This is a genomic window from Prevotella sp. HUN102 (assembly GCF_000688375.1).
GTDB lineage: Bacteria > Bacteroidota > Bacteroidia > Bacteroidales > Bacteroidaceae > Prevotella.
Window position 1 is genome coordinate 617,884 of the sequence record NZ_JIAF01000001.1, and the last position, 20,319, is coordinate 638,202.

Genomic DNA, 20,319 nt, shown 5'->3' on the forward strand with positions numbered 1-20,319 from the left:
TAATACTCCCAAAGAAATACATCCTATAAGTACCTGAAAATCAATGGGTAAAACGTTGATTTCCAAACGTGCGAAGAATGCAGTGCAATCTTCGCACGTTTGCATTGCATTTTTGCGAAGATTACAAGGCATTCTTCGGTCAGTTGCAAAGCTTATCAACCTTCGAGATAACTCCAAGTTTATTTTTGCTTTTGCTTCTCACTTATTTTACAGAACCACAGGCTTTTCCCTTCGGTATTTGACAGCCTGAATCTATTGCGTTTTTGTAAATTTGGCTCGAAATCGGATTGCAAATCTGTTCTAAATTGCATTCCACACAGGAGAAAGAGAATGGTTGTGGAATGAAAGTGTCCGACAAAGCGCAAAAAACAGTCAAAAGATTGCATATAAATAAAATCTTTTCTTACCTTTGTCTACACATTCTTTCCAAAACTCTTAAACTATGGAAGTTATTGAACAAACACAGCAGCAAGTGGAGCGATTTCTAAGAAAAGTGGCTCAGAAGTTTCCTAATTCAGAAGAAACGGACCTTATGACCGATATTCATCTGAGGGTTTCGCAGGACAGCGGCGACCTAATGGCATTCGATGATGACGGAACGGAAATTACCCGCTGCGTTGTGGACGAATGGATTGAAAACAAAAACGACAACTTCAACGAGCTTGTTACGGCCTTTCTTCGTCAGGATATGATTCGGCTGAAGGACGTTGTGGACAATCTCGGCATTATGAAGCCTTACAGCTTCGTTTTGGAAGACGAGGAGGGAGAGAACATTGCCGAACTCTACCTTGCCGACGACGACACCATCATCATAAGCGACGAGCTGCTTCCCGGCTTGGATGAAGAGCTGGACGACTTTCTGAAACACCTAATCGACTAACGCCGATGACAAGAAAAAGCCTTGTCCTTGCATTACTGCTGCTACTGGCCAACGTAGTTTCCGCACAGCAACACCAGATTTACAGCGACAATATTAAGTCGTTGCAGGTGGTTGCAAACGGCGATTGGCTTTCGATGCCCGTAATGGAACTTGGCAACGGCTCTGTAACCATCGATTTCGACGACATCACGCACGAATACCATCGCTACACCTACGCCATTGAGCACTGCGAAGCCAACTGGACGCCGTCGGCGCAGCTTTTTGAAAGCGACTATCTGCTCGGTTTTTCAAGAGACAACACCATCGACGATATTCAGGAGTCCACGCTCACAAACACGATTTACACGCACTATCGCATCAGCATTCCCAATGAGAAATGCAGTCCGAAGATATCGGGGAACTACATACTGACGGTATATGACAATGAAAATCAGCCTGTGCTGAGTGCCTGTTTTATGGTAACCGAACCTAAATTTCAGGCTATGGGCGTAGGGCTTTCCGTAACCACAAACACGGATGCCACCATCAACAACGCCCATCAGCAGGTGGAAATGGAACTGAACTACGGCAACTACAACGTTTCCAATCCTCAAACGCAGATAAAGACCGTGGTGCTGCAAAACAGAAGATGGGACAACGCACGGTGGAATGCCAAGCCGCAGTACGTGATGAGCGACGGGCTGAAGTGGAGCCACAATCAGAATTATATCTTCTGGGCGGGCAATGAGTACCGGAAGTTCGAGATTCTCTCTACCGACGTGGCATCAATGGGCATCGACCATATCAGTTGGGACGGCAGGGAGTTCCACGCCTACCCTTTCATTGCCACTCCCCGACCCAACTATCTCTACGACGAAGATGCCGACGGTGCCTTCGTTATTCGCAATTCGGACAACGTCAGGAATGCTTCCGAAAGCGACTATATGCACGTTCACTTCCAGTTGGACCTCCCACGGATGAAAGACGGAGAGATATTCGTGAATGGCGATTGGACCAACGGCAGCTTCTCCGAGGAATACAAGATGGAATATGACGAGGCGTCGAAGCTCTATCAGCTCACGATACCGCTGAAACTGGGCTATTACAGCTATCAGTATCTGCTGCGCGACCAGTATGGACAAATACAGCCGCTGCCTTCCGAGGGCAGTTTCTATCAGACAGAGAACAGCTATCAGGCATTGGTCTACTATCGGGAACAAGGCGGCAGGACGGACAGACTGGTGGGATACAGTTCCGTCAAGTTTCTGCCGAGATAAAAAATCAAATCTGATTTGATTGGAAACACAAGTTTTCCGAGCAATTTTTAGAACTTTCAATGACAGAAATTACATTATTATTTGTAATTTTGTAGCTTATTATAGTTATAATATTTTTATGATTAGATTTATCTTTGCTATTATGGCAATACTATTGTCAGGTGCCGACGGATTTGCACAAAAGAAAGAAATAACGATTCAGCTTGTAGAAACCACTGATGTTCACGGTTCGTTCTTTCCATACGACTTCATCAACAGAAAGAATATGCCCGGCTCAATGGCAAGGGTTTCTACGTATATCAACAACCTGCGCAGGGAAAAGACTCCGGACAACGTATATCTGATGGATAATGGCGACATTCTCCAAGGGCAGCCCATATCCTATTACTACAACTATGTAAAGCCGGAAAAGAAAAACATAGCGGCGAGCGTGCTCAACTATATGAAGTACGACGTTTCTACGGTGGGAAACCACGATGTGGAAACGGGGCACAGCGTGTACGACAAATGGATTAAAGAACTCGACTGCCCGATGTTGGGGGCAAACATCATCGACACCAAGACCAACAAGCCCTATCTCTTACCTTATTATAATATAATAAAGGGAAACGGAGTGAAGGTAACCGTAATCGGAATGCTGACGCCTGCCATCCCGAACTGGCTGGAAGAACGGCTGTGGAGTGGTCTGAGGTTTGAGGAAATGGTGGCGTGCGCACGCAAGACCATCGAAGAGGTAAAACAAAAGGAGCATCCAGACGTGATAGTCGGGCTGTTCCATTCGGGTTGGGATGGCGGCATCCGTACACCGGAATACACCGAAGACGCAGCAAAGATGGTGGCAGAGCAGGTTTCGGGCTTCGATGTTGTATTCTTCGGACACGACCACACGCCGAGAAACACCACCGTGCTGAATCCTGACGGCAAGGAAGTGCTCTGCCTCGACCCTGCAAACAATGCGCAGAAAGTGGCTGTTGCCGAGATTACCTTGCAGGCAAACCCACGGAAGATGGCGAAGAAAGGAAAACGATTCAGCATCGTGAAGAAGGAAGGAAAGCTCATCGACGTGAGCAAAATGGAGATAGACAAGGCGTTTATGGCTCATTTCCAAGATGATATCAACGAAGTGAAGCAATGGGCAGACAGAGAAATCGGCACATTCGAGCAGACCATCTACTCCAAGGACTGCTATTTCGGCAGCTCGGCATTCAACGATCTGATTCAGGAATTGCAGATGAAGATTACCAATGCAGACATCTCCTTCAATGCGCCGTTGCAGTTCAACTCTTCCATCAAAGCCGGACCGATAACCGTTGCAGAGATGTTCAAACTCTATAAGTACGAAAATCAGCTCTACGTAATGCGAATGACGGGAAAGGAAATACACAATTATCTGGAAATGAGCTACAACCTTTGGGTGAACACGATGCAGTCGCCAGACGACCATATCCTCTTATTGTCCGACACAAAGAACGACGCACAAAGGCTCGGCTTCAAGAACTTCTCGTTCAATTTCGACTCGGCAATGGGCATAGACTACGAGGTGGACGTAACGAAACCTGAAGGTGGGAAAGTGAAAATCCTGAAAATGACGAACGGCGAACCATTCGACGAAAACAAATGGTACAACGTTGCAGTAAACAGTTACAGAGGAAACGGTGGAGGAGAGCTGATGACGAAGGGAGCAGGCATACCGAAAGATTCGTTGCAGAGCAGAATCGTATGGCGAAGCGAGCTTGACCAACGGCACTATCTGATGGATGAGATTTCAAAAGCAGGAAAATTGAATCCCCAACCTCACAACAACTGGAGGTTTGTGCCCACGGAATGGACCGAACCTGCCATTGCCCGCGACCGGAAACTGCTCTTCGGAGAATAAAAAAGAACACGAACCAACCGGAAACAACGGTTCGGGAAATATAAAGATAGACGTATGAAGTGTTATTGGTTTATATTCTGCAAGTCGGACTTGGTGCTTGAGAAAACAAAGGATGGCTACACGATTCCCCTTTCCGAGGAATCTCCGGTGAGTTTACGGGCTTGGTCGCAGGTATTGACCATTGCACCGATGGACGACGGAACGGAAGTGAGAGCCGTGAACATCGACGCACCAGTTACAGACAACGAACGTCTGGAAATGTGCGGCCTGCGACAGAGCTACTATAAACTCTCCTCTGCGTTCTATCTCAAGGCAGGCAAATGCGCCGAACTGCTGTATTGGAACCAGAACACGCAGTTCTGCGGCATCTGCGGCGCGCCGATGAAATTGGAAACAGAGATTTCCAAGAAATGCACAAACTGCGGAAAGGAGATTTGGCCGCAGATTTCCACTGCCGTTATCGTGCTCATACACAGAGGCGAAGAAGTGCTTCTGGTGCAGGCACGCAACTTCAAGACCGACCACTACGGACTGGTGGCAGGCTTTATTGAGACGGGCGAAACCTTAGAAGAGGCCGTTCACCGCGAAGTGATGGAAGAGACAGGGCTGAAAATCAAGAACCTGCGCTACTTCGGGTCGCAGCCGTGGCCCTATCCCTGCGGAATGATGGTCGGCTTCAATGCCGATTACGAAAGCGGCGACATCCATTTGCAGAAAAGCGAACTCACGAAGGGAAGTTGGTTCACGAAAGAAAACCTGCCCACAATACCCGAAAAACTCTCCATCGCCCGTATGCTTATCGACGATTGGCTCAACAAGAAGTAAACAAACAAATATTTATTGATTCGTATTTAAATAACCTTAATTATGACCTTTTTAGAGAAAGCCTTAGGATTTGATCCTAAAACAATGAATCATCGCACCGAGATGATTGCCGGAGCCACGACATTCCTCACTATGAGTTACATTCTGGCTGTAAACCCTGCTATCCTTTCTGCAACGGGAATGGACAAAGGAGCATTGTTCACCGCCACGGCGTTGGCTTCTGCCATTGCCACGCTTCTGCTCGCATTTATGGCAAAACTCCCCTTCGCACAGGCTCCGTCGATGGGCTTGAACGCCTTCTTTGCCTACACGCTCTGCCTTTCAATGGGCTATTCGTGGGAACACGCCCTCGCAATTATGTTTATAGAAGGCATCACATTCATCATCATCACGTTCTTCAACGTGCGCGAAATGATTCTGGACTCCATTCCTACGAATCTGCGCTATGCCATTTCTGCCGGAATCGGTATGTTCATAGCCTTCATCGGATTGAAGAATGCCGACATCATCGTGCAGAAAGAAGGCACGTTCATCGGCTTGGGAGAATTTACAAACACCTGTCTGTTAGGCATTTTCGCCATTCTGCTTAGTGGAATACTGATGGCAAGAAACGTAAAAGGCGCGCTCTTCTGGAGCATTATCTGCACCACGCTGCTCGGCATTCCGATGGGAGTAACCACAATCGAGTCGGGCTGGCTTCCCGTTTCAGCCCCACAGGACATCTCGCCCATCTTCTGCAAGTTCAACTTTGAGGGGCTGCTGAATCTCAAAACGGCACTCGTGGTGTTCTCCCTGCTCATCATCAACATCTTCGACACCATCGGAACGCTGATGGGACTGGCAGAGAAAACCGGCATTGTGAAAGAAGACGGCAGTATTCCACGTGTCAGAGAGGCAATGATGAGCGACGCCATCGGCACAACCTGCGGCGCAATGCTCGGCAGCTCAACCCTCACGACCTACGTTGAAAGTGCGAGCGGCATTGCAGAAGGCGGCAAATCCGGTCTGACTTCGTTTACCGTGGGCTGCCTTTTCCTCGTTTCGCTCCTCCTCTCCCCTATCTTTATGCTCATTCCCAGTCCCGCCACGAGTGGCGCATTGGTTATGGTAGGCGTTCTGATGATCGATTCCGTCAAGAAAATCAATCTTCAGGACATCAGCGAAGCCTTCCCCGCCTTCATCACGATGATTACAATGGTGCTCTGCTACTCCATTGCCGACGGAATCTGCCTCGGAATCCTCGCCTATGTGATTATGAAGCTCTGCACCCGACAATGGAAGAGCCTCAACTGGACGCTCTGCATCCTCTCCGTTCTCTTCATCCTGAATTTCGTGCTCGGATAGTCGGAACACGAATCAAACGGATTCAAGAATAAAAACAGCTCATCGGCTGAATCAGCTTTACCATATCCGGCAACGAGCGATTGCATATATTGCAGGCTATTATCCTACCAAGTAATATCTTTGTAATCTTCTGATATTCAACTGAAGACACTTTCTTTTCCAAACGTGCGAAGAATGGATTGCATTCTTCGCACATTTGTTTTGCATTCTTGCGAAGAATGGAACGCAATCTTCGGTCATTTGAAAACCACCTTTCCATTACCCTACAACGATGCCTGCCCTGACAAGTTCAGAGAGCCTATTTCCGTTCAGGAAACAGAGATAAAATACGAGAAAAATCTCTAAATTTCAGCCTACCGTGAACTCCGATTTCCTATATTTCCGATTCATTTTCATCATATATCAGAACCTATTCCCGATTGCATTTGATAGTTAAGGAATGTTATAGACAATTGCCATTTTACAGAAAATCAAGCAAAAAGAATTAACTTTGCAGTCAAAATTATGAATTTTGGTAAGAAATAGGCGAATTTCACACCAATAAATTAATCACAAATAATAATAGTTAATTAATCACACACCACAATGAAGAAGATTTATTTTTTGATGTTGCTATCAATTTTGAGTGTTTCAGCATTTGCACAGCAGGATGATACAGAAAAGCTCCTTGGCGAATATCAGGGCGAAGTTCAGCTGATCACAAATGGAATCGGCGTAAAGAAGAACGCAACCATTGAATTGGTAGCACAGCAAGATAGAGACAATTATCAACTGACTTTGAAAGGATACAAATTAGGTAATAGTGAATTTAATAAAATTACTATTGCAGACGTAACTATCTCGCCTGACCATCAAAGTTATTTCGTTGGCATCGGGCAAGCTTTCATTTATGAAAAAAACACAAAAGGTGCTCTTTGCGTAATCAGTTATAAAGACCAATTTGACCAGTCTAACATAGATAATAAGGAAGAGATATCTATAAACATCCTTTTCCGTACACAGGAAGGTAAACAATATATTGAAACAAAAACTATTTTCACAGGAAAAAAGAAAGTAGCTACTGGAATCAATCAGATAGAGCGTACAAATGATTCATCAAAGCCCGAAATCGTATATAATCTTAACGGTCAGCGTGTAGACAATCCTCAGCACGGCATCTATATCGTAAACGGTAAGAAGGTTATTTTCAAGTAAATAACAAGCCTGAGTTCAAGATTATCCCGAACTCAGAATTACAAGATAACCCTAAAAAACGGCCTATTGGACATCTGGAGCTTTCCAATGCCAAATATCCAATACGCCAATTTCTCAGAGAAACAAGGATAGAAAAGGAGTATAAGAATTATTCATTAAAAGACAAAAGGAATCTCCATCAGGAGATTCCTTTTGTTGTATAAAGTTGATTCGTCATTATCCGAAGTCATCAAAACGGATGGCATCCTTTTCAACTCCAAGACTGTCGAGATAATCCGTAACGGTCTTGATGAGCATTGGAGGGCCGCAGAGATAGTATTCGCAGTCTTCCGGTGCCTCGTGGTCTTTCAGATAGGAATCGCGGATGCAGTTTACGGCAAAACCGGTGTAATACTTCACGCCTGCTGCATCTGCCTTCGGATCGGGCATATCGAGAGAAAGGTGGAAATGGAAGTTAGGATATTCCTTCTCCAATTCCCAGAAGTCTTCCAAGAAGAATGCCTCGCCCAACGCACGGGCACCATAGAAGAAGTGCATTTCACGGTCGCGCGTGTGCAGAGTGCGCAACATGTGCATAATCTGACTGCGCAACGGAGCCATACCGGCACCACCACCAATCCATATCATTTCCTTACCGGAAGTGAAGTTAGGAGCAAACTCTCCGTAAGGACCACTCATCATTACCTTATCGCCCGGTTTGAGGCTGAAGATATAGGAAGAACCGATACCAGTCGGCACATTCTGGAATCCTACCTGCGGACGTGGCAGGAACGGAGTAGAGGCAATGCGCACCGTGAGCGTGATGATGTCGCCCTCGGCAGGGTAGTTCGCCATTGAGTATGCGCGAACCGTGTCTTCGGGATTGGTAGCCTTCAGGGAAAGAATGTTGAATTTCTCCCACGGACCGATATAATCCTCGCCTATGTCGTTCTTATCGAAGTCCTTATCGTAATCAATGCAGTCGTACTTAGGAATTTTAATCTGCGCATAAGAGCCGGGAACGAAGTCCATGTGTTCGCCCGGAGGCAGTGCAACCTTGAATTCCTTGATGAAACTTGACACGTTCTTGTTGGAAATAACGGTGCATTCCCATTCCTTGACACCCATCACGGAGTCGGCAATCTTCAGTGAAAGGTCGCCCTTCACCTTAGCCTGACATCCCAGACGCCACCCCTCCTTGACTTCCTTACGGGAGAAATGAGGACGCTCGGAGTCGAGAATTTCGCCACCTCCTTCGAGAATCTGACACTTACACTGTCCACAGCTCGCCTTTCCACCACAGGCAGAAGGCAGAAATACGCCGTTTTCATTCAACGTTGCCATAATGGAGCTGCCCTGCTCCACCGACATTTCCTTGTCGCCATTAATCGTAATCTTTACCTTGCCGCTTGGACTGAGATATTTCTTGGCTACAAGCAGTATGACAACCAAAAGCAATATGGTTATCAGGAAGATACAAATACTATATAAAATAAAAGATATATCCATTTCTTATTATATTTTAAGACCCGAGAAACACATCATAGCCATAGCCATCAAGCCTACGGTAATAAACGTAATACCCAATCCCTGCAATGGTTTCGGCACGTCTGAATACTCGAGACGCTCGCGAATGGCACCCAAAGAAACGATCGCAAGCGTCCATCCGATACCCGAACCGAGACCATAGACAAGTGCGTCCAATGTTGAACCGATGTACTGAGAGCTTGCCGGATCCAATCCGATGCGCTGCTGCATAAAGAGCGAAGCTCCCATAATGGCACAGTTCACGGCAATCAACGGCAGGAAAATACCCAAAGCACCATAAAGAGCCGGAGAATATTTCTCCACCACCATCTCAACCAACTGCACGATACCGGCAATAACGGCGATGAAGAGGATGAAGCTCAGGTAGGAAAGGTCTACACCTTCCACCAGACAGCCGTCAGCCAACACCTTGGTCTGCAACAGATAGTTGATAGGAACGGTTACTATCAGCACGAACGTAACGGCGACACCGAGACCCATAGAGGTCTTAACGTTCTTTGATACAGCCAGATAAGAGCACATTCCCAAGAAAAATGCGAATATCATATTGTCCACAAAGATGGACCTGAAGAATAAACTTATCAAATGTTCCATAATTATTTCTTATCTTCTTTAACGAAATATGCACGATGCACCCAAATAACAATACCGAGAAGAATCAACGCCATTGCAGGCATCGTCATCATACCGTTGTCCATATAGCCGGCATCGTAAAAACTCTGTGGAATAATCTTGAATCCCATCAGCGAACCTCTTCCGAAGAACTCACGAATACCGCCAACTATCACAAGAATGACAGCGTAGCCGAGGCCGTTTCCAATGCCATCGAGCAAGCTCGGCCACGGCTTATTGGTCATAGCGAATGCTTCGAGGCGTCCCATCAAGATACAGTTCGTGATAATCAGACCGATATAGACGGAGAGCTGAACGCTCACATCGTAGGCAAACGCCTTCAGCACCTGACTCACGACCGTTACCAAGGCGGCAACCACCACAAGCTGAACGATGATACGGATACGGTTTGGCACGGTATTGCGAAGAACTGAAATAATCACGTTTGAGAATGCAGTAATGATAGTTACGCACAATCCCATCACGATAGCAGGCTTCAACTGCGAAGTTACGGCAAGGGCAGAGCAGATACCCAGCACCTGTGCCATAATAGGGTTGTCCAGATTCAGAGGATTCGTGAATACCTCCTTATTTTGTTTTGAGAATAAATCCATTGTCTTTTTCTATTTAAATTATTAAATATTTACAGATTAATTCTGCTGCAAGAACTTTATGTAAGCCTGAAGACCACCATTGTCTGACTGGAACATATCGGTAACACCATTGCAAGTCAGCGTGGCACCGGTTACGCCGTCCACCTGTGTCTTAGAATCTTCAACCTTCTTCAAAACAGAGAGTACAACGTTGTCTTTCTTTTCCCCGAAGAGGCTCTTGCCCTTGAACTTTGCCTGCCAATCTGCATTGTCTTTGATTTCAGCACCAAGCCCGGCTGTCTCGCCCTCGTGATTGAAATACACGCCGAAAATAGTAGCCTTGTCCTCGTTCAATGCGATGAATCCGCTGATAGGTCCCCAGAGACCATTGCCATAGACGGGAATAACGTACTTGTCTTTTCCATCAACCTTGCAACGGAACAGAGCCAGTTCGCCTGCCTTTGCATCCTTGCTGTTGAGCTTGAAACCTGCGTCCAAGCCGCCTTGTTTGCCGGGAGTAACCACATTTCCGTCCTTATCGAGAATATCATCGGCTACGACGATTTCATTCCAGAGCTTCAAAGCCGTTTCGTTGCTCATATCCCTGTCCTGATTCAGCGCAAAGAGAATCTGCTTCTGCTTGTCGAGCTGCACATTGATATCCTGTGCCGGCTTCAATGCCTGAAACACGAATGCCAAGAGGAAAGCCACCACCACAACGAGAATAATCGAATAGATTATTGTATAAGAATTACTGTTTGTTTTCATCTTAATCTACTCCTTATTATATTTTAGCACGCTTAGCACGCTTGTTGATATTTGACTGAACCACATAGTAGTCGATCAGCGGCGCAAACATATTACCGAAGAGGATGGCAAGCATCATTCCTTCAGGATAACCGGGGTTGAGCACACGGATAATGACTGCCAAAGCACCAATGAGGAAACCGTAGATCCACTTGCCAGTCTCGGTACGTGCAGACGTAACGGGGTCGGTAGCCATAAACACGGCACCGAAGCAGAATCCACCGAGCACGAGATGTTCGTACCACTGAATCGGTGTTGCGTCAGTGCTCTGGAAGATATATGCCATCAATGTGCCGCCGAGGAACACGCTCAGCATAGTTTTCCAGCTTGCGATATTGGTCCAGATGAGAATCAAGGCACCGAGTGCAATGGCGATAACCGAGGTTTCGCCCACCGAGCCGGGTATCAAACCCACTATCATATCGTTCAGGGATGCGTCTACCGGTGCTCCCTGTGCAATCTGTCCCAACGGCGTTGCCATCGTCGTTCCGTCGGCAACGGTGTATCCGAATCCGAAGATGGAATCCGTGGAAACCCAGATGGAGTCGCCGGTCATCTTGCTCGGATAGGCAAAGAAGAGAAACGCACGCGCTATCAAAGCCACATTGAAGATGTTCATACCTGTTCCTCCGAAGATTTCCTTGCCGATAATCACGGCAAAGGCCACGGCAAGCACAAGCGTCCAGAGCGGCGTTGTAACCGGGATAATCAGCGGAATGAGGATACCACTCACAAGGAATCCCTCCTGAATCTCCTCATTCTTCCATTGTGCCCACGCAAACTCGATGCCCAGACCCACGATGTAGGAAATAAGGATGTTGGGCAGAAGTACCAGCAAACCATAAAGGAACATTCCGATATGCGTTGCCTCGCCGACCTTGCCTGCCGCAACGGCATTCTGATAACCAATATTATACATACCGAACAGCAATGCCGGCAGCAGCGAGATTACCACAATACTCATTATGCGCTTTGAATCAATTGCGTCGTGGATAGACGAACCACTCTTCGATGTTTCGTGAGGAACATAGAGAAAGGTATCAAAGCCGTCATAAACACTCTTGAAAGCGTGCAATTTGCCACCCTCTTCAAAATTCGGGCGCAGCTTATCAAGATAATTTCTTAAGCTCATATTATAATAAAATTCTTAATTAAAATTCACGTTGTTATTTCCTTGGAAAGGAGTTATGCGTTTTCCTTTCTGAGAACGTTCAATCCGTCTCTTACGATTTTCTGTAATGGCAATTTAGAACTGTCCACAAACTCTGCCAGCGCAAAGTCTTCAGGACTTACTTCGTAAATACCCAGTTGCTCCTGTCGGTCGATATTACCAGAGATAATTGCCTTGATGAGATATTCCGCATAGATATCCATCGGCAACACCCTGTCGTACTCGCCGCTCATAATCAGATGGCGTTCGCCACCCTTGATACGGGCGTCGAGGTCGTACTCTCTGTTCTTGCCCAACAGCCAACTGAAATAGCTTCTTGAAGTGGAGAAATCGTTGAAACGAGGCATAATCCAGCCTGCCATTTCGTCCACATCGTCGCCTTCGGGAATCACGGTTACTTCGGAGGTATGTGCGCCAAGCACGGCACCCTCGCCTGCCACAACGCCCGTCAAGGGGTTTCCGTTCAGGATACGTATGTGCGCCTTCTCCTCCAACTGTCCCTCCAGGAGAACGGACAGAGGCGTTCCCACCAATGCCTTCACGTAGGCGGGACTCTTCACTCGGCTTCCTGCCACGGCAACGGTGCGTGTCAGATCGACCTTTCCCGTATTGAAAAGTCTGCCGAAGAAGATAACGGCAGTCGGTTCTACGGTCCATACCACCTCGCCTTTATTCACAGGGTCGAGATGATTTACCTGAACGCCGACATTTCCGGCAGGACAAGGACCGTCAAACACATTCAGTTCAACGTTTTTTGCAGCAGTTAATGCTTCTGAACTTTGCTTTGAGCCTAAAGACAGATAAACTTTCGCAATCTTTGAAAGCGCAGTAAGACCCGTCTGGAAATCCTTTTCCTGACCCCTCAACTCGTATTCAAAGTCGCCCTGCAAAGGCATATCCCTGAGTGCGGAAACAAAAATTGCCTTAGGAGATTCTGTCGGACGTGTTACCACGGCGTAGGGCAACTGGTTGATATAGCCAAACAAGCCCGCTTCCAACAATGCTTTCTTCACTCCCTCGCCATCCAAGTCAGCCAAATTCTTCGCTCCGAACTCAACAAACTCTTGCTGAGCATCGGCCTGAATGCGCACGCAAACCAGCTTTCTCCGGTCTCCTCTCTCAATCGCACTAACCGTTCCGCTTACAGGAGATGCAAATCCCAACTCCGGACAGCCTTTGTCCACGAACAATGCCTGACCGGCCTTCACGCGGTCGCCTTCCTTGACCACCACTTTCGGCATCAGTCCCACAAAATCATCGGGCACCAGAGCGTACTCTGCTGATGATTTTAAAGGCAATGTCTGTTCCTTAGCACGTCCCTTTAGATTTAGATCCAACCCCTTACGCAACTTTATTACATTTGCCATAATTTAAAAATGGAATATTTTAAGATATCTTTCGCTAAATTATTGTGCAAATATAGCAATTTTCAGGCAGTATAGAAACTTTTTTTTACACAAATTTCACAATAAAGAAGAAATTTCGTAGTTTTGTATTTGAATTGAATAAAATCGAATCCGTCGGTGGCAGAATTTCCGCCTGAATGCGCTTGCTTTCCCGTGCTTTCCGCTTCTTCCCCAAAAGGAATTACGACAAGGAAACGGCAGCACAGCAACCATTTCCGACCGACGAAAACACGATTTGCAAGTAACCGAAAAATGCAGGGCATTCTTCGCAAGATTGCCCTGCATTCTTGCGAAAAACGGAACGCATTCTTCGCAAGATTGAAAAGCGAGAGTATGCACGCTGATTTTCAACCACTTACAAACGCATCAGGAATTGACACGCTGCACCCCTTGGAATGGCTGCCCCGACGGTAAACGGCAAGATGCACGATTTCCTGCTGACGGTATTTCATAAATCAAGTTATCCAATGGGTAAAATCAAGATAGCAATAAGATGGACGGTTTGGACTTTGCTGGGTCTGTATCTCGCCGTAACTGTGCTGCTCCACGTGAAGCCGGTACAGAGACTCATCGGGTCTACGGTGGCGGACGCACTCTCGGAAACGCTCGGCACGAAGGTGGAAATAGGGCGTGTGGCCCTCGGAGTCTTCAATAATATCATCATCGACGACGTGCTGATAGAAGACCGGAGCCGCAAGGCTATGATTCAGGCTTCGAGACTGGCTGCAAAGGCAGACATCATAGAACTGATAAGAAGCGGGAAAATACGGATTTCGTCGGCGCAGCTATTCGGGCTGAACGCAGATTTATACAAGAAAAACAAGGAATCTGAACCCAATTTCCAGTTCCTCCTCGATGCGCTGTCGTCTAAGGACAAGGACACCGAAACGCCGTTGGACTTGAGAATCCACAGCCTTATCATCCGAAACAGCTCGGTGAAATACGACGAATGGGACGCACCTATCACAAAGGGGATTTTCAACACAAGGCATCTTGACCTGAAAAACATTTCCGGACATTTCAATCTTGACGAACTGACCGATGAAAAAATGGATTTCGGAATCAGAAACCTTGCTTTCACGGAAGGCTCGGGACTGGAGGTAAGAAAGATTGCGCTCAGTCTTATTGCTGACAAAAACAAGGCAGAGGCAGAGGATTTTACCATAGAGCTTCCCCACTCCACGCTCAGCATTCCGTCGTTTACGGCGCAATACAAGTTTGCCGACAAGAAGATTTCATTGAAATCGGTAGAAAGCAGCGTTGTAATTGAAAATTCCTCAATTACACCCAGCGACTTGGCAAGTTTCCTTCCCGCCTTAAAACAGATTGACGACAAGATTTTCATTACCGGAGCATTGGACACTTCGGGCGAATCGGTTGCAATAAAATCATTAAAGCTGAACTCCGACAGGAATTTCAACATAGACATTAAAGGAAAGGTTTACGATGTTTTCAGGAATTTTTCGTGGGATATTGACGCGAAACGGTTGGAAATTCGCAGCAATGCCACCCAGAAGATAAACAGGATATTGAACCTCCGGCTGACGAAAGAACTTGCAGGCATCGGCGACATAGCATACACCGGAAAGGTTGCAGGCGGCAGAAACAGCTACGCAGCGAAGGGAAACCTGAAAACTGATTTAGGAAACGTGCAACTTGATGTTGCAATGAAGGGCAATAATATATATGGTAATGTCAAAACGCAGACGTTCAGGTTTGACAACATCATCAGAAATTCAGGCTTGCAGGAGATAGCCACCGACATAAAATTCAATGCCAACAAGCAACTGACAGCAGTTTCTGCCAAAGGAAAGGTTGCCAGACTCAAGATAAACGGCTATACCTATCAGAACATCGACATAGACGGCAGCTATACCAATGATGCTTTCCAAGGCATTCTTGCCTTGAACGACATCAACGGAAAGGTAAGAATTGACGGAAAAATACAGAACATACGTGCATTTATCGAAAAGAAGGCTAAGATTGATGCCGAGGCAAGCATCGAGGCAGAGCATCTGAACCTGCACGCCCTGCGGCTTTCGGATGCACTCGGCGACAGAACGTTCTCTTTCTCCACGACCATCAAGGGCTATGGCTCGTCTGTGGACGATATCATCGGCACGCTCAATCTCAACCATTTTGCAATGGTGGACAAGAACGAGAGCTTCAGAATCAACACGCTCAACATTAAGACGAGCAACAGCCCTGCATCAAAGGCTCTGAGCGTTGAGTCCGATTTCGGCAACATCAACCTGTTGGGGGCATACGATTACAGCACCATCGCACAGAGCATTGCCAACGTTCTCAACCATTATCTCCCTGCACTCGTCAGGCAGCAGCGCAGCGGCAGCAGCCTCTCGGGCAACAGTTTCAAGCTGAATGCAAACATCAGAAACACGGATTTGCTGAAACGCATCATCGGCTCAAAGGTAAACTTCTCCGAGGCTACAATCGATGCCAGCGTGAACGAGCGTGCCAAAATGCTCGACCTTGACATCGACGCACCCGAACTGACCGTAAGCGGGCAGAATATCGAGCACCTTCAGGTATCGCTTTCCACTTCAGCAAATGCGCTCAACGCAGACATAGCAGCCGAAAGGGTTGATGACTCGGGCAGAAGAATCTCGCTCAGCACGCACGGCGAGGCTCAGAACGGTGCGCTCACCACCAATTCGCATTTCAACATTCCGGGCAACAAGCCCATTTCGGGCGTCATCAACTGCGATGCGTCCTTCCATCGGAACGGCAATCGCCTCACTTCGCAGATTCATTTCAATCCTTCTGAAATTCAGATAGACACAATCACATTGAATGTGCAGCCGTCCGACCTTACCTTCTCGCAGAACAATCTCGAAATCAGACACTTCGAGGTGTCCAACAACAATCAGCACATTACCGTGAACGGACAGACGAGCGGCAACTCCAAGGACTCCCTGATAGTGCAGTTGAAAGACATTGACGTACCTTATATATTAGAACTGGTCAATTTCAGCAGCGTGGAGTTCGACGGTCTTGCCACGGGCACCATCGTCCTGAAGTCGTTCTTCAACAATCCTCACGCTACTGCCGACCTCGTGGTAAAGGACTTCCTTTTTGAGCGTGGCGAACTGGGAATACTCTATGCGAATGCAACTTACGAACACTCGGACGGAAAAATCAACATCAATGCCGTTGCAAATGCAGGCGACAATTCGCAGACCAACATCGGAGGCTATATCGACATCAAGAACGGCTATCTGAATCTTCCGATTTTCGCCAACAACACCAACCTCTATTTCCTGAAGAAATACTGCCGTTCGTTTATGGACAACATTGATTTGCAGGCAAGTGGATGGTGCAAGGTGGTGGGATCGTTCAAGAACGTGAACATTGAGGGCGATATGTATGCTTCGGGCAAGGTGGACATCACGCCCATAGGGGCTGCTTACAGGCTGAACAACAGCAGAGTACGAATGGTTCCAAACGAAATCATTCTCGACCGCGACACCATCCGCGACGACTACGGAAACATCGGAATCGTAACCGGAGGGATTCATCATCAGTCCTTCAAGCAACTGACCTACGACATCAACATAGATGCACGCAACCTCCTCGCCTACAATTTCCCAAAAAGAAAGGGAAAGGAGTCGTTCTGGGGAAGAGTGTTCGGAACAGGAACCTGTGCCATCATCGGACGCTCGGAAGAAACAACGCTGAACGTGGAGATGCGTCCCGAAAAGGATTCATACATTACCTATAATGCCGCCGACAACTCGATTAAGGAAAATTCATTCATCCGTTGGCAAGACATTACGCCTGCCAACGATTCGCTCGCACTGACGCTGACCGATTCGCTTTCAACGGAAAGCAAGGCTAAAAAAGAGGAAGCTGAAAGTCAGCAGCAAAAGAACTTCGCAAGCGATTTGCGCATCAACTTCCTCATAAACACCACTCCCGACTTTACACTCGGAGTGCTGATGGACGAAGCCACCGGCGACAACATTGCCCTGAACGGTTCGGGAGGCATCAGAGCCACCTATTATAATAAGGGGGCTTTCCAGCTTTTCGGCAATTACAAAGTGTCGCACGGACTCTATAATTTCACTATTCAGAACATCATCAAGAAACAGTTCGTGTTCCAGCCCGGCTCTTCCATCGCATTCGGAGGCGACCCGTACAATGCGGCTTTGCACCTCAACGGTGTCTATGCACTCAACTCCGTGCCGCTGAGCGACTTGGGACTTGGACGTTCGTTCAACACCAGCAACACACGTGTGAACTGTCTGCTCAACATCGAAGGCACGCCGATGGCTCCGGGCGTTACCTTTGGGCTGGATCTCCCCTCGCTTTCATCGGATGCCTTGCAGATGGTCCGGTCGGTTTTGAACTCGGAACAGGACCTCAACCAGCAGGTGCTCTATCTGCTTGCAGTAGGAAGGTTCTATCCCCAAACTGCCAACAATGCCGTTCCGGGCGACGCATCGCAGCCGGGACAGGCGTCGCTCGCTATGCAGAGCATTCTTTCGGGCACGTTGTCGCAGCAAATCAACACCGTTTTGTCCAACGTCATCAACAACAGCAACTGGAATTTCGGCGCAAACATCGCCACGGGCAACGAAGGATTCGACAATGCGGAATACGAAGGCATACTTTCGGGTAAACTATTGAACAACAGGCTCTTGTTCAATGGAGAATTTGGATACAGAGACAACGTAGCCACCAATACATCTTCATTTATCGGCGACTTCGACATCAAGTATCTGCTCTTCCCAAGCGGCAATCTCGCACTCAACTTCTACAATCGCACGAACGACAGATACTTCACGCGCAATTCACTTACCACTCAGGGAATTGGACTGATTATGAAGAAAGATTTCACCAATCTGTGGGATCTTTTTGGAATCAGAAGGAAAAAAGCCAAAAAAGAAAAGGAAAATCGTTAGTTTTCAGAATATTATTACTAACTTTGCACCCTGTTAGGGGTCATTGTATCCCATAGAGATTATTCACATAAAGTCAAACTTTATTAATTAAATTATTTTTTTAAACATTTTATGGCAAATTTTGAAAACGTCAACCCGTTGTCAGACTTTAACTGGGACGAGTTCGAGAATGGCTCTTCTGTAAACGCAAGCAAGGAAGAACTTACCAACGCTTACGACGAGACTCTCAACAAGATTCAGGAGCATCAGGTTGTAGAAGGTACTGTTATTTCTTTGGACAAGAAGGAAGTTGTAGTTAATATCGGCTACAAGAGCGACGGTATCATTCCAGCATCTGAATTCCGTTACAATCCAGAATTGAAGGCTGGCGACAAGGTAGAGGTTTACGTAGAGAATCAGGAAGACAAACTTGGTCAGCTCGTACTCTCACACAAGAAGGCTCGTCTCCAGAAGAGCTGGGAGAACATCAACAAGGCACTCGAGGATGACGCAGTCATTCAGGGTTACATCAAGAGCCGCACTAAGGGTGGTATGATTGTTGATGTATTCGGTATCGAGGCATTCCTCCCAGGCAGCCAGATTGACGTTCATCCTATACGCGACTACGACGTATTCGTAGGCAAGACAATGGAATTCAAGGTTGTTAAGATCAATCAGGAATTCCGCAATGTTGTTGTTTCTCACAAGGCTCTCATCGAGGCAGAGTTGGAAGCACAGCGCAAGGAAATCATCTCTCACCTTGAAAAGGGTCAGATTCTCGAAGGTGTTGTTAAGAACATCACATCTTACGGTGTATTCGTTGACCTTGGTGGCGTTGATGGACTCATCCATATCACAGACCTTTCTTGGGGCCGCGTAAGCGATCCACACGAAGTTGTTACACTCGACGAAAAGATCAACGTTGTTATCCTCGACTTCGATGAAGACAAGAAGCGCATCGCTCTCGGTCTGAAGCAGCTTGCTCCTCATCCTTGGGATGCACTTGAGTCTGAACTCAAGGTTGGCGACCACGTTAAGGGTAAGGTGGTTGTGATGGCAGACTACGGTGCATTCGTAGAAATCCAGCCGGGCGTAGAAGGCTTGATCCACGTTTCAGAAATGAGCTGGAGCCAGCACTTGCGTTCTGCACAGGAATTTATGAAGGTTGGCAACGAAGTAGAGGCAGTAATCCTTACTCTCGACCGCGACGAACGCAAGATGTCTCTCGGTATCAAGCAGTTGAAGGAAGACCCTTGGGAAACAATCGAAGTGAAGTACCCAGTTGGTTCTAAGCACCTCGCTAAGGTTCGCAACTTCACAAACTTCGGTATCTTCGTAGAACTCGAAGAAGGTGTTGATGGTCTTATCCACATCAGCGACCTCTCTTGGACCAAGAAGGTTAAGCACCCATCTGAATTTACAAGTCAGGGCGCAGAAATGGACGTAGTAGTTCTCGAGATTGACAAGGAAAACCGTCGTCTCAGCCTCGGCCACAAGCAGCTCGAATCCAATCCTTGGGATGAGTATGAATCAATCTACACACCGGGTTCAACTCACGTAGGTAAGATTACAGAGGCTATGGACAAGGGTGCAGTTATCACATTGAACGAAGGTGGCGAAGGTTTCGCAACTCCAAAGCACCTCGTTAAGCAGGATGGCTCACAGGCACAGCTCGGCGAAGAACTTGAATTCGTAGTAATCGAGTTCGTTAAGGATACAAAGCGTATCATCCTTTCTCACTCTCGCACATTCGAGGAAGTTAAGGAAGAGCAGCCACGCCGTTCACGCGGTGGCAACAACCGTAAGGCAGAGCAGCAGCCAGCACAGATCAACAATGTTGCTGCCGGCACTTCTCTCGGCGACCTCGGTGTACTCGCTGACCTCAAGAAGAAGATGGAAGAAGGTAAGTAATTCTGCTTACAACTTT

General features: G+C 47.1%; 14 protein-coding genes and 1 pseudogene. 9 read left to right on the top strand and 6 right to left on the bottom strand.

Going from position 1 to position 20,319, the window contains the following annotated elements; genetic code table 11:
- The first annotated feature begins 442 nt into the window (after nt 1-442).
- From P150_RS0102775 to P150_RS0102805, 7 genes and pseudogenes are all read left to right on the top strand, one after another.
- Entirely contained in the window at nt 443-880 is a 438-nt protein-coding gene (locus P150_RS0102775; RefSeq protein WP_028896392.1) for a hypothetical protein, read from the top strand.
- Between the two features lie 5 nt (nt 881-885).
- A complete protein-coding gene (locus tag P150_RS0102780; protein WP_028896393.1) occupies nt 886-2,136 on the top strand; it encodes a DUF5103 domain-containing protein in 1,251 nt (416 codons plus the stop codon).
- A 118-nt stretch (nt 2,137-2,254) separates the two neighbouring features.
- The gene (locus P150_RS0102785) at nt 2,255-4,012 is read left to right on the top strand and encodes a bifunctional UDP-sugar hydrolase/5'-nucleotidase (RefSeq protein WP_028896394.1); all 1,758 of its coding nucleotides are present in this window, start codon (nt 2,255-2,257) and stop codon (nt 4,010-4,012) included.
- A gap of 51 nt (nt 4,013-4,063) precedes the next feature.
- A pseudogene (nudC, locus tag P150_RS0102790) lies at nt 4,064-4,837 on the top strand (NAD(+) diphosphatase); the annotation flags it as partial.
- A gap of 42 nt (nt 4,838-4,879) precedes the next feature.
- On the top strand, nt 4,880-6,181 hold the full coding sequence (locus tag P150_RS0102795) for an NCS2 family permease (RefSeq protein ID WP_028896396.1): 1,302 nt from the start codon (nt 4,880-4,882) through the stop codon (nt 6,179-6,181).
- Nucleotides 6,182-6,355: 174 nt separating this feature from the next.
- Nucleotides 6,356-6,526: a hypothetical protein gene (locus P150_RS17375; RefSeq protein ID WP_155952896.1), complete on the top strand. Its 171-nt coding sequence runs from the start codon at nt 6,356-6,358 to the stop codon at nt 6,524-6,526.
- A 240-nt stretch (nt 6,527-6,766) separates the two neighbouring features.
- Complete coding sequence (locus P150_RS0102805) at nt 6,767-7,375, top strand: hypothetical protein (protein ID WP_028896397.1); 609 nt, start codon at nt 6,767-6,769, stop codon at nt 7,373-7,375.
- A 216-nt stretch (nt 7,376-7,591) separates the two neighbouring features.
- Here the strand turns inward: P150_RS0102805 and nqrF are convergent, their stop codons facing one another.
- Genes nqrF through P150_RS0102835 form a run of 6 tightly spaced genes read right to left on the bottom strand, consistent with a single transcriptional unit; the run spans nt 7,592 to nt 13,452 of the window.
- A complete protein-coding gene (gene nqrF, locus P150_RS0102810) occupies nt 7,592-8,863 on the bottom strand; it encodes an NADH:ubiquinone reductase (Na(+)-transporting) subunit F (RefSeq protein WP_028896398.1) in 1,272 nt (423 codons plus the stop codon).
- Nucleotides 8,864-8,869: 6 nt separating this feature from the next.
- Nucleotides 8,870-9,496: an NADH:ubiquinone reductase (Na(+)-transporting) subunit E gene (gene nqrE, locus P150_RS0102815; protein ID WP_028896399.1), complete on the bottom strand. Its 627-nt coding sequence runs from the start codon at nt 9,494-9,496 to the stop codon at nt 8,870-8,872.
- Between the two features lie 2 nt (nt 9,497-9,498).
- Nucleotides 9,499-10,128, bottom strand: a complete 630-nt coding sequence (locus tag P150_RS0102820) for an NADH:ubiquinone reductase (Na(+)-transporting) subunit D (RefSeq protein WP_028896400.1) — start codon at nt 10,126-10,128, stop codon at nt 9,499-9,501.
- A gap of 36 nt (nt 10,129-10,164) precedes the next feature.
- The gene (nqrC, locus tag P150_RS0102825; protein ID WP_028896401.1) at nt 10,165-10,875 is read right to left on the bottom strand and encodes an NADH:ubiquinone reductase (Na(+)-transporting) subunit C; all 711 of its coding nucleotides are present in this window, start codon (nt 10,873-10,875) and stop codon (nt 10,165-10,167) included.
- Nucleotides 10,876-10,891: 16 nt separating this feature from the next.
- Nucleotides 10,892-12,046, bottom strand: coding sequence for an NADH:ubiquinone reductase (Na(+)-transporting) subunit B (locus tag P150_RS0102830; RefSeq protein WP_028896402.1), 1,155 nt, complete (start codon nt 12,044-12,046; stop codon nt 10,892-10,894).
- Between the two features lie 53 nt (nt 12,047-12,099).
- On the bottom strand, nt 12,100-13,452 hold the full coding sequence (locus tag P150_RS0102835; protein ID WP_028896403.1) for a Na(+)-translocating NADH-quinone reductase subunit A: 1,353 nt from the start codon (nt 13,450-13,452) through the stop codon (nt 12,100-12,102).
- Nucleotides 13,453-13,886: 434 nt separating this feature from the next.
- Here P150_RS0102835 and P150_RS0102850 point away from each other — a divergent pair, with 434 nt between their 5' ends.
- Together P150_RS0102850 and rpsA are read left to right on the top strand one after the other, a co-directional pair.
- The gene (locus tag P150_RS0102850) at nt 13,887-18,413 is read left to right on the top strand and encodes a translocation/assembly module TamB domain-containing protein (RefSeq protein ID WP_369793300.1); all 4,527 of its coding nucleotides are present in this window, start codon (nt 13,887-13,889) and stop codon (nt 18,411-18,413) included.
- 111 nt (nt 18,414-18,524) lie between these two features.
- The gene (rpsA, locus tag P150_RS0102855; protein WP_028896406.1) at nt 18,525-20,303 is read left to right on the top strand and encodes a 30S ribosomal protein S1; all 1,779 of its coding nucleotides are present in this window, start codon (nt 18,525-18,527) and stop codon (nt 20,301-20,303) included.
- The last annotated feature ends 16 nt before the right edge of the window (nt 20,304-20,319 follow it).

Excerpts from the sequence above, each read along its gene's own strand:
- P150_RS0102775 (WP_028896392.1), top strand. The coding sequence starts at position 443 with ATGGAAGTTATTGAACAAACACAGCAGCAAGTGGAGCGATTTCTAAGA.
- P150_RS0102780 (WP_028896393.1), top strand. The coding sequence starts at position 886 with ATGACAAGAAAAAGCCTTGTCCTTGCATTACTGCTGCTACTGGCCAAC.
- P150_RS0102785 (WP_028896394.1), top strand. The coding sequence starts at position 2,255 with ATGATTAGATTTATCTTTGCTATTATGGCAATACTATTGTCAGGTGCC.
- P150_RS0102795 (WP_028896396.1), top strand. The coding sequence starts at position 4,880 with ATGACCTTTTTAGAGAAAGCCTTAGGATTTGATCCTAAAACAATGAAT.
- P150_RS17375 (WP_155952896.1), top strand. The coding sequence starts at position 6,356 with ATGGATTGCATTCTTCGCACATTTGTTTTGCATTCTTGCGAAGAATGG.
- P150_RS0102805 (WP_028896397.1), top strand. The coding sequence starts at position 6,767 with ATGAAGAAGATTTATTTTTTGATGTTGCTATCAATTTTGAGTGTTTCA.
- nqrF (WP_028896398.1), bottom strand. The coding sequence starts at position 8,863 with ATGGATATATCTTTTATTTTATATAGTATTTGTATCTTCCTGATAACC.
- nqrE (WP_028896399.1), bottom strand. The coding sequence starts at position 9,496 with ATGGAACATTTGATAAGTTTATTCTTCAGGTCCATCTTTGTGGACAAT.
- P150_RS0102820 (WP_028896400.1), bottom strand. The coding sequence starts at position 10,128 with ATGGATTTATTCTCAAAACAAAATAAGGAGGTATTCACGAATCCTCTG.
- nqrC (WP_028896401.1), bottom strand. The coding sequence starts at position 10,875 with ATGAAAACAAACAGTAATTCTTATACAATAATCTATTCGATTATTCTC.
- P150_RS0102830 (WP_028896402.1), bottom strand. The coding sequence starts at position 12,046 with ATGAGCTTAAGAAATTATCTTGATAAGCTGCGCCCGAATTTTGAAGAG.
- P150_RS0102835 (WP_028896403.1), bottom strand. The coding sequence starts at position 13,452 with ATGGCAAATGTAATAAAGTTGCGTAAGGGGTTGGATCTAAATCTAAAG.
- P150_RS0102850 (WP_369793300.1), top strand. The coding sequence starts at position 13,887 with ATGGCTGCCCCGACGGTAAACGGCAAGATGCACGATTTCCTGCTGACG.
- rpsA (WP_028896406.1), top strand. The coding sequence starts at position 18,525 with ATGGCAAATTTTGAAAACGTCAACCCGTTGTCAGACTTTAACTGGGAC.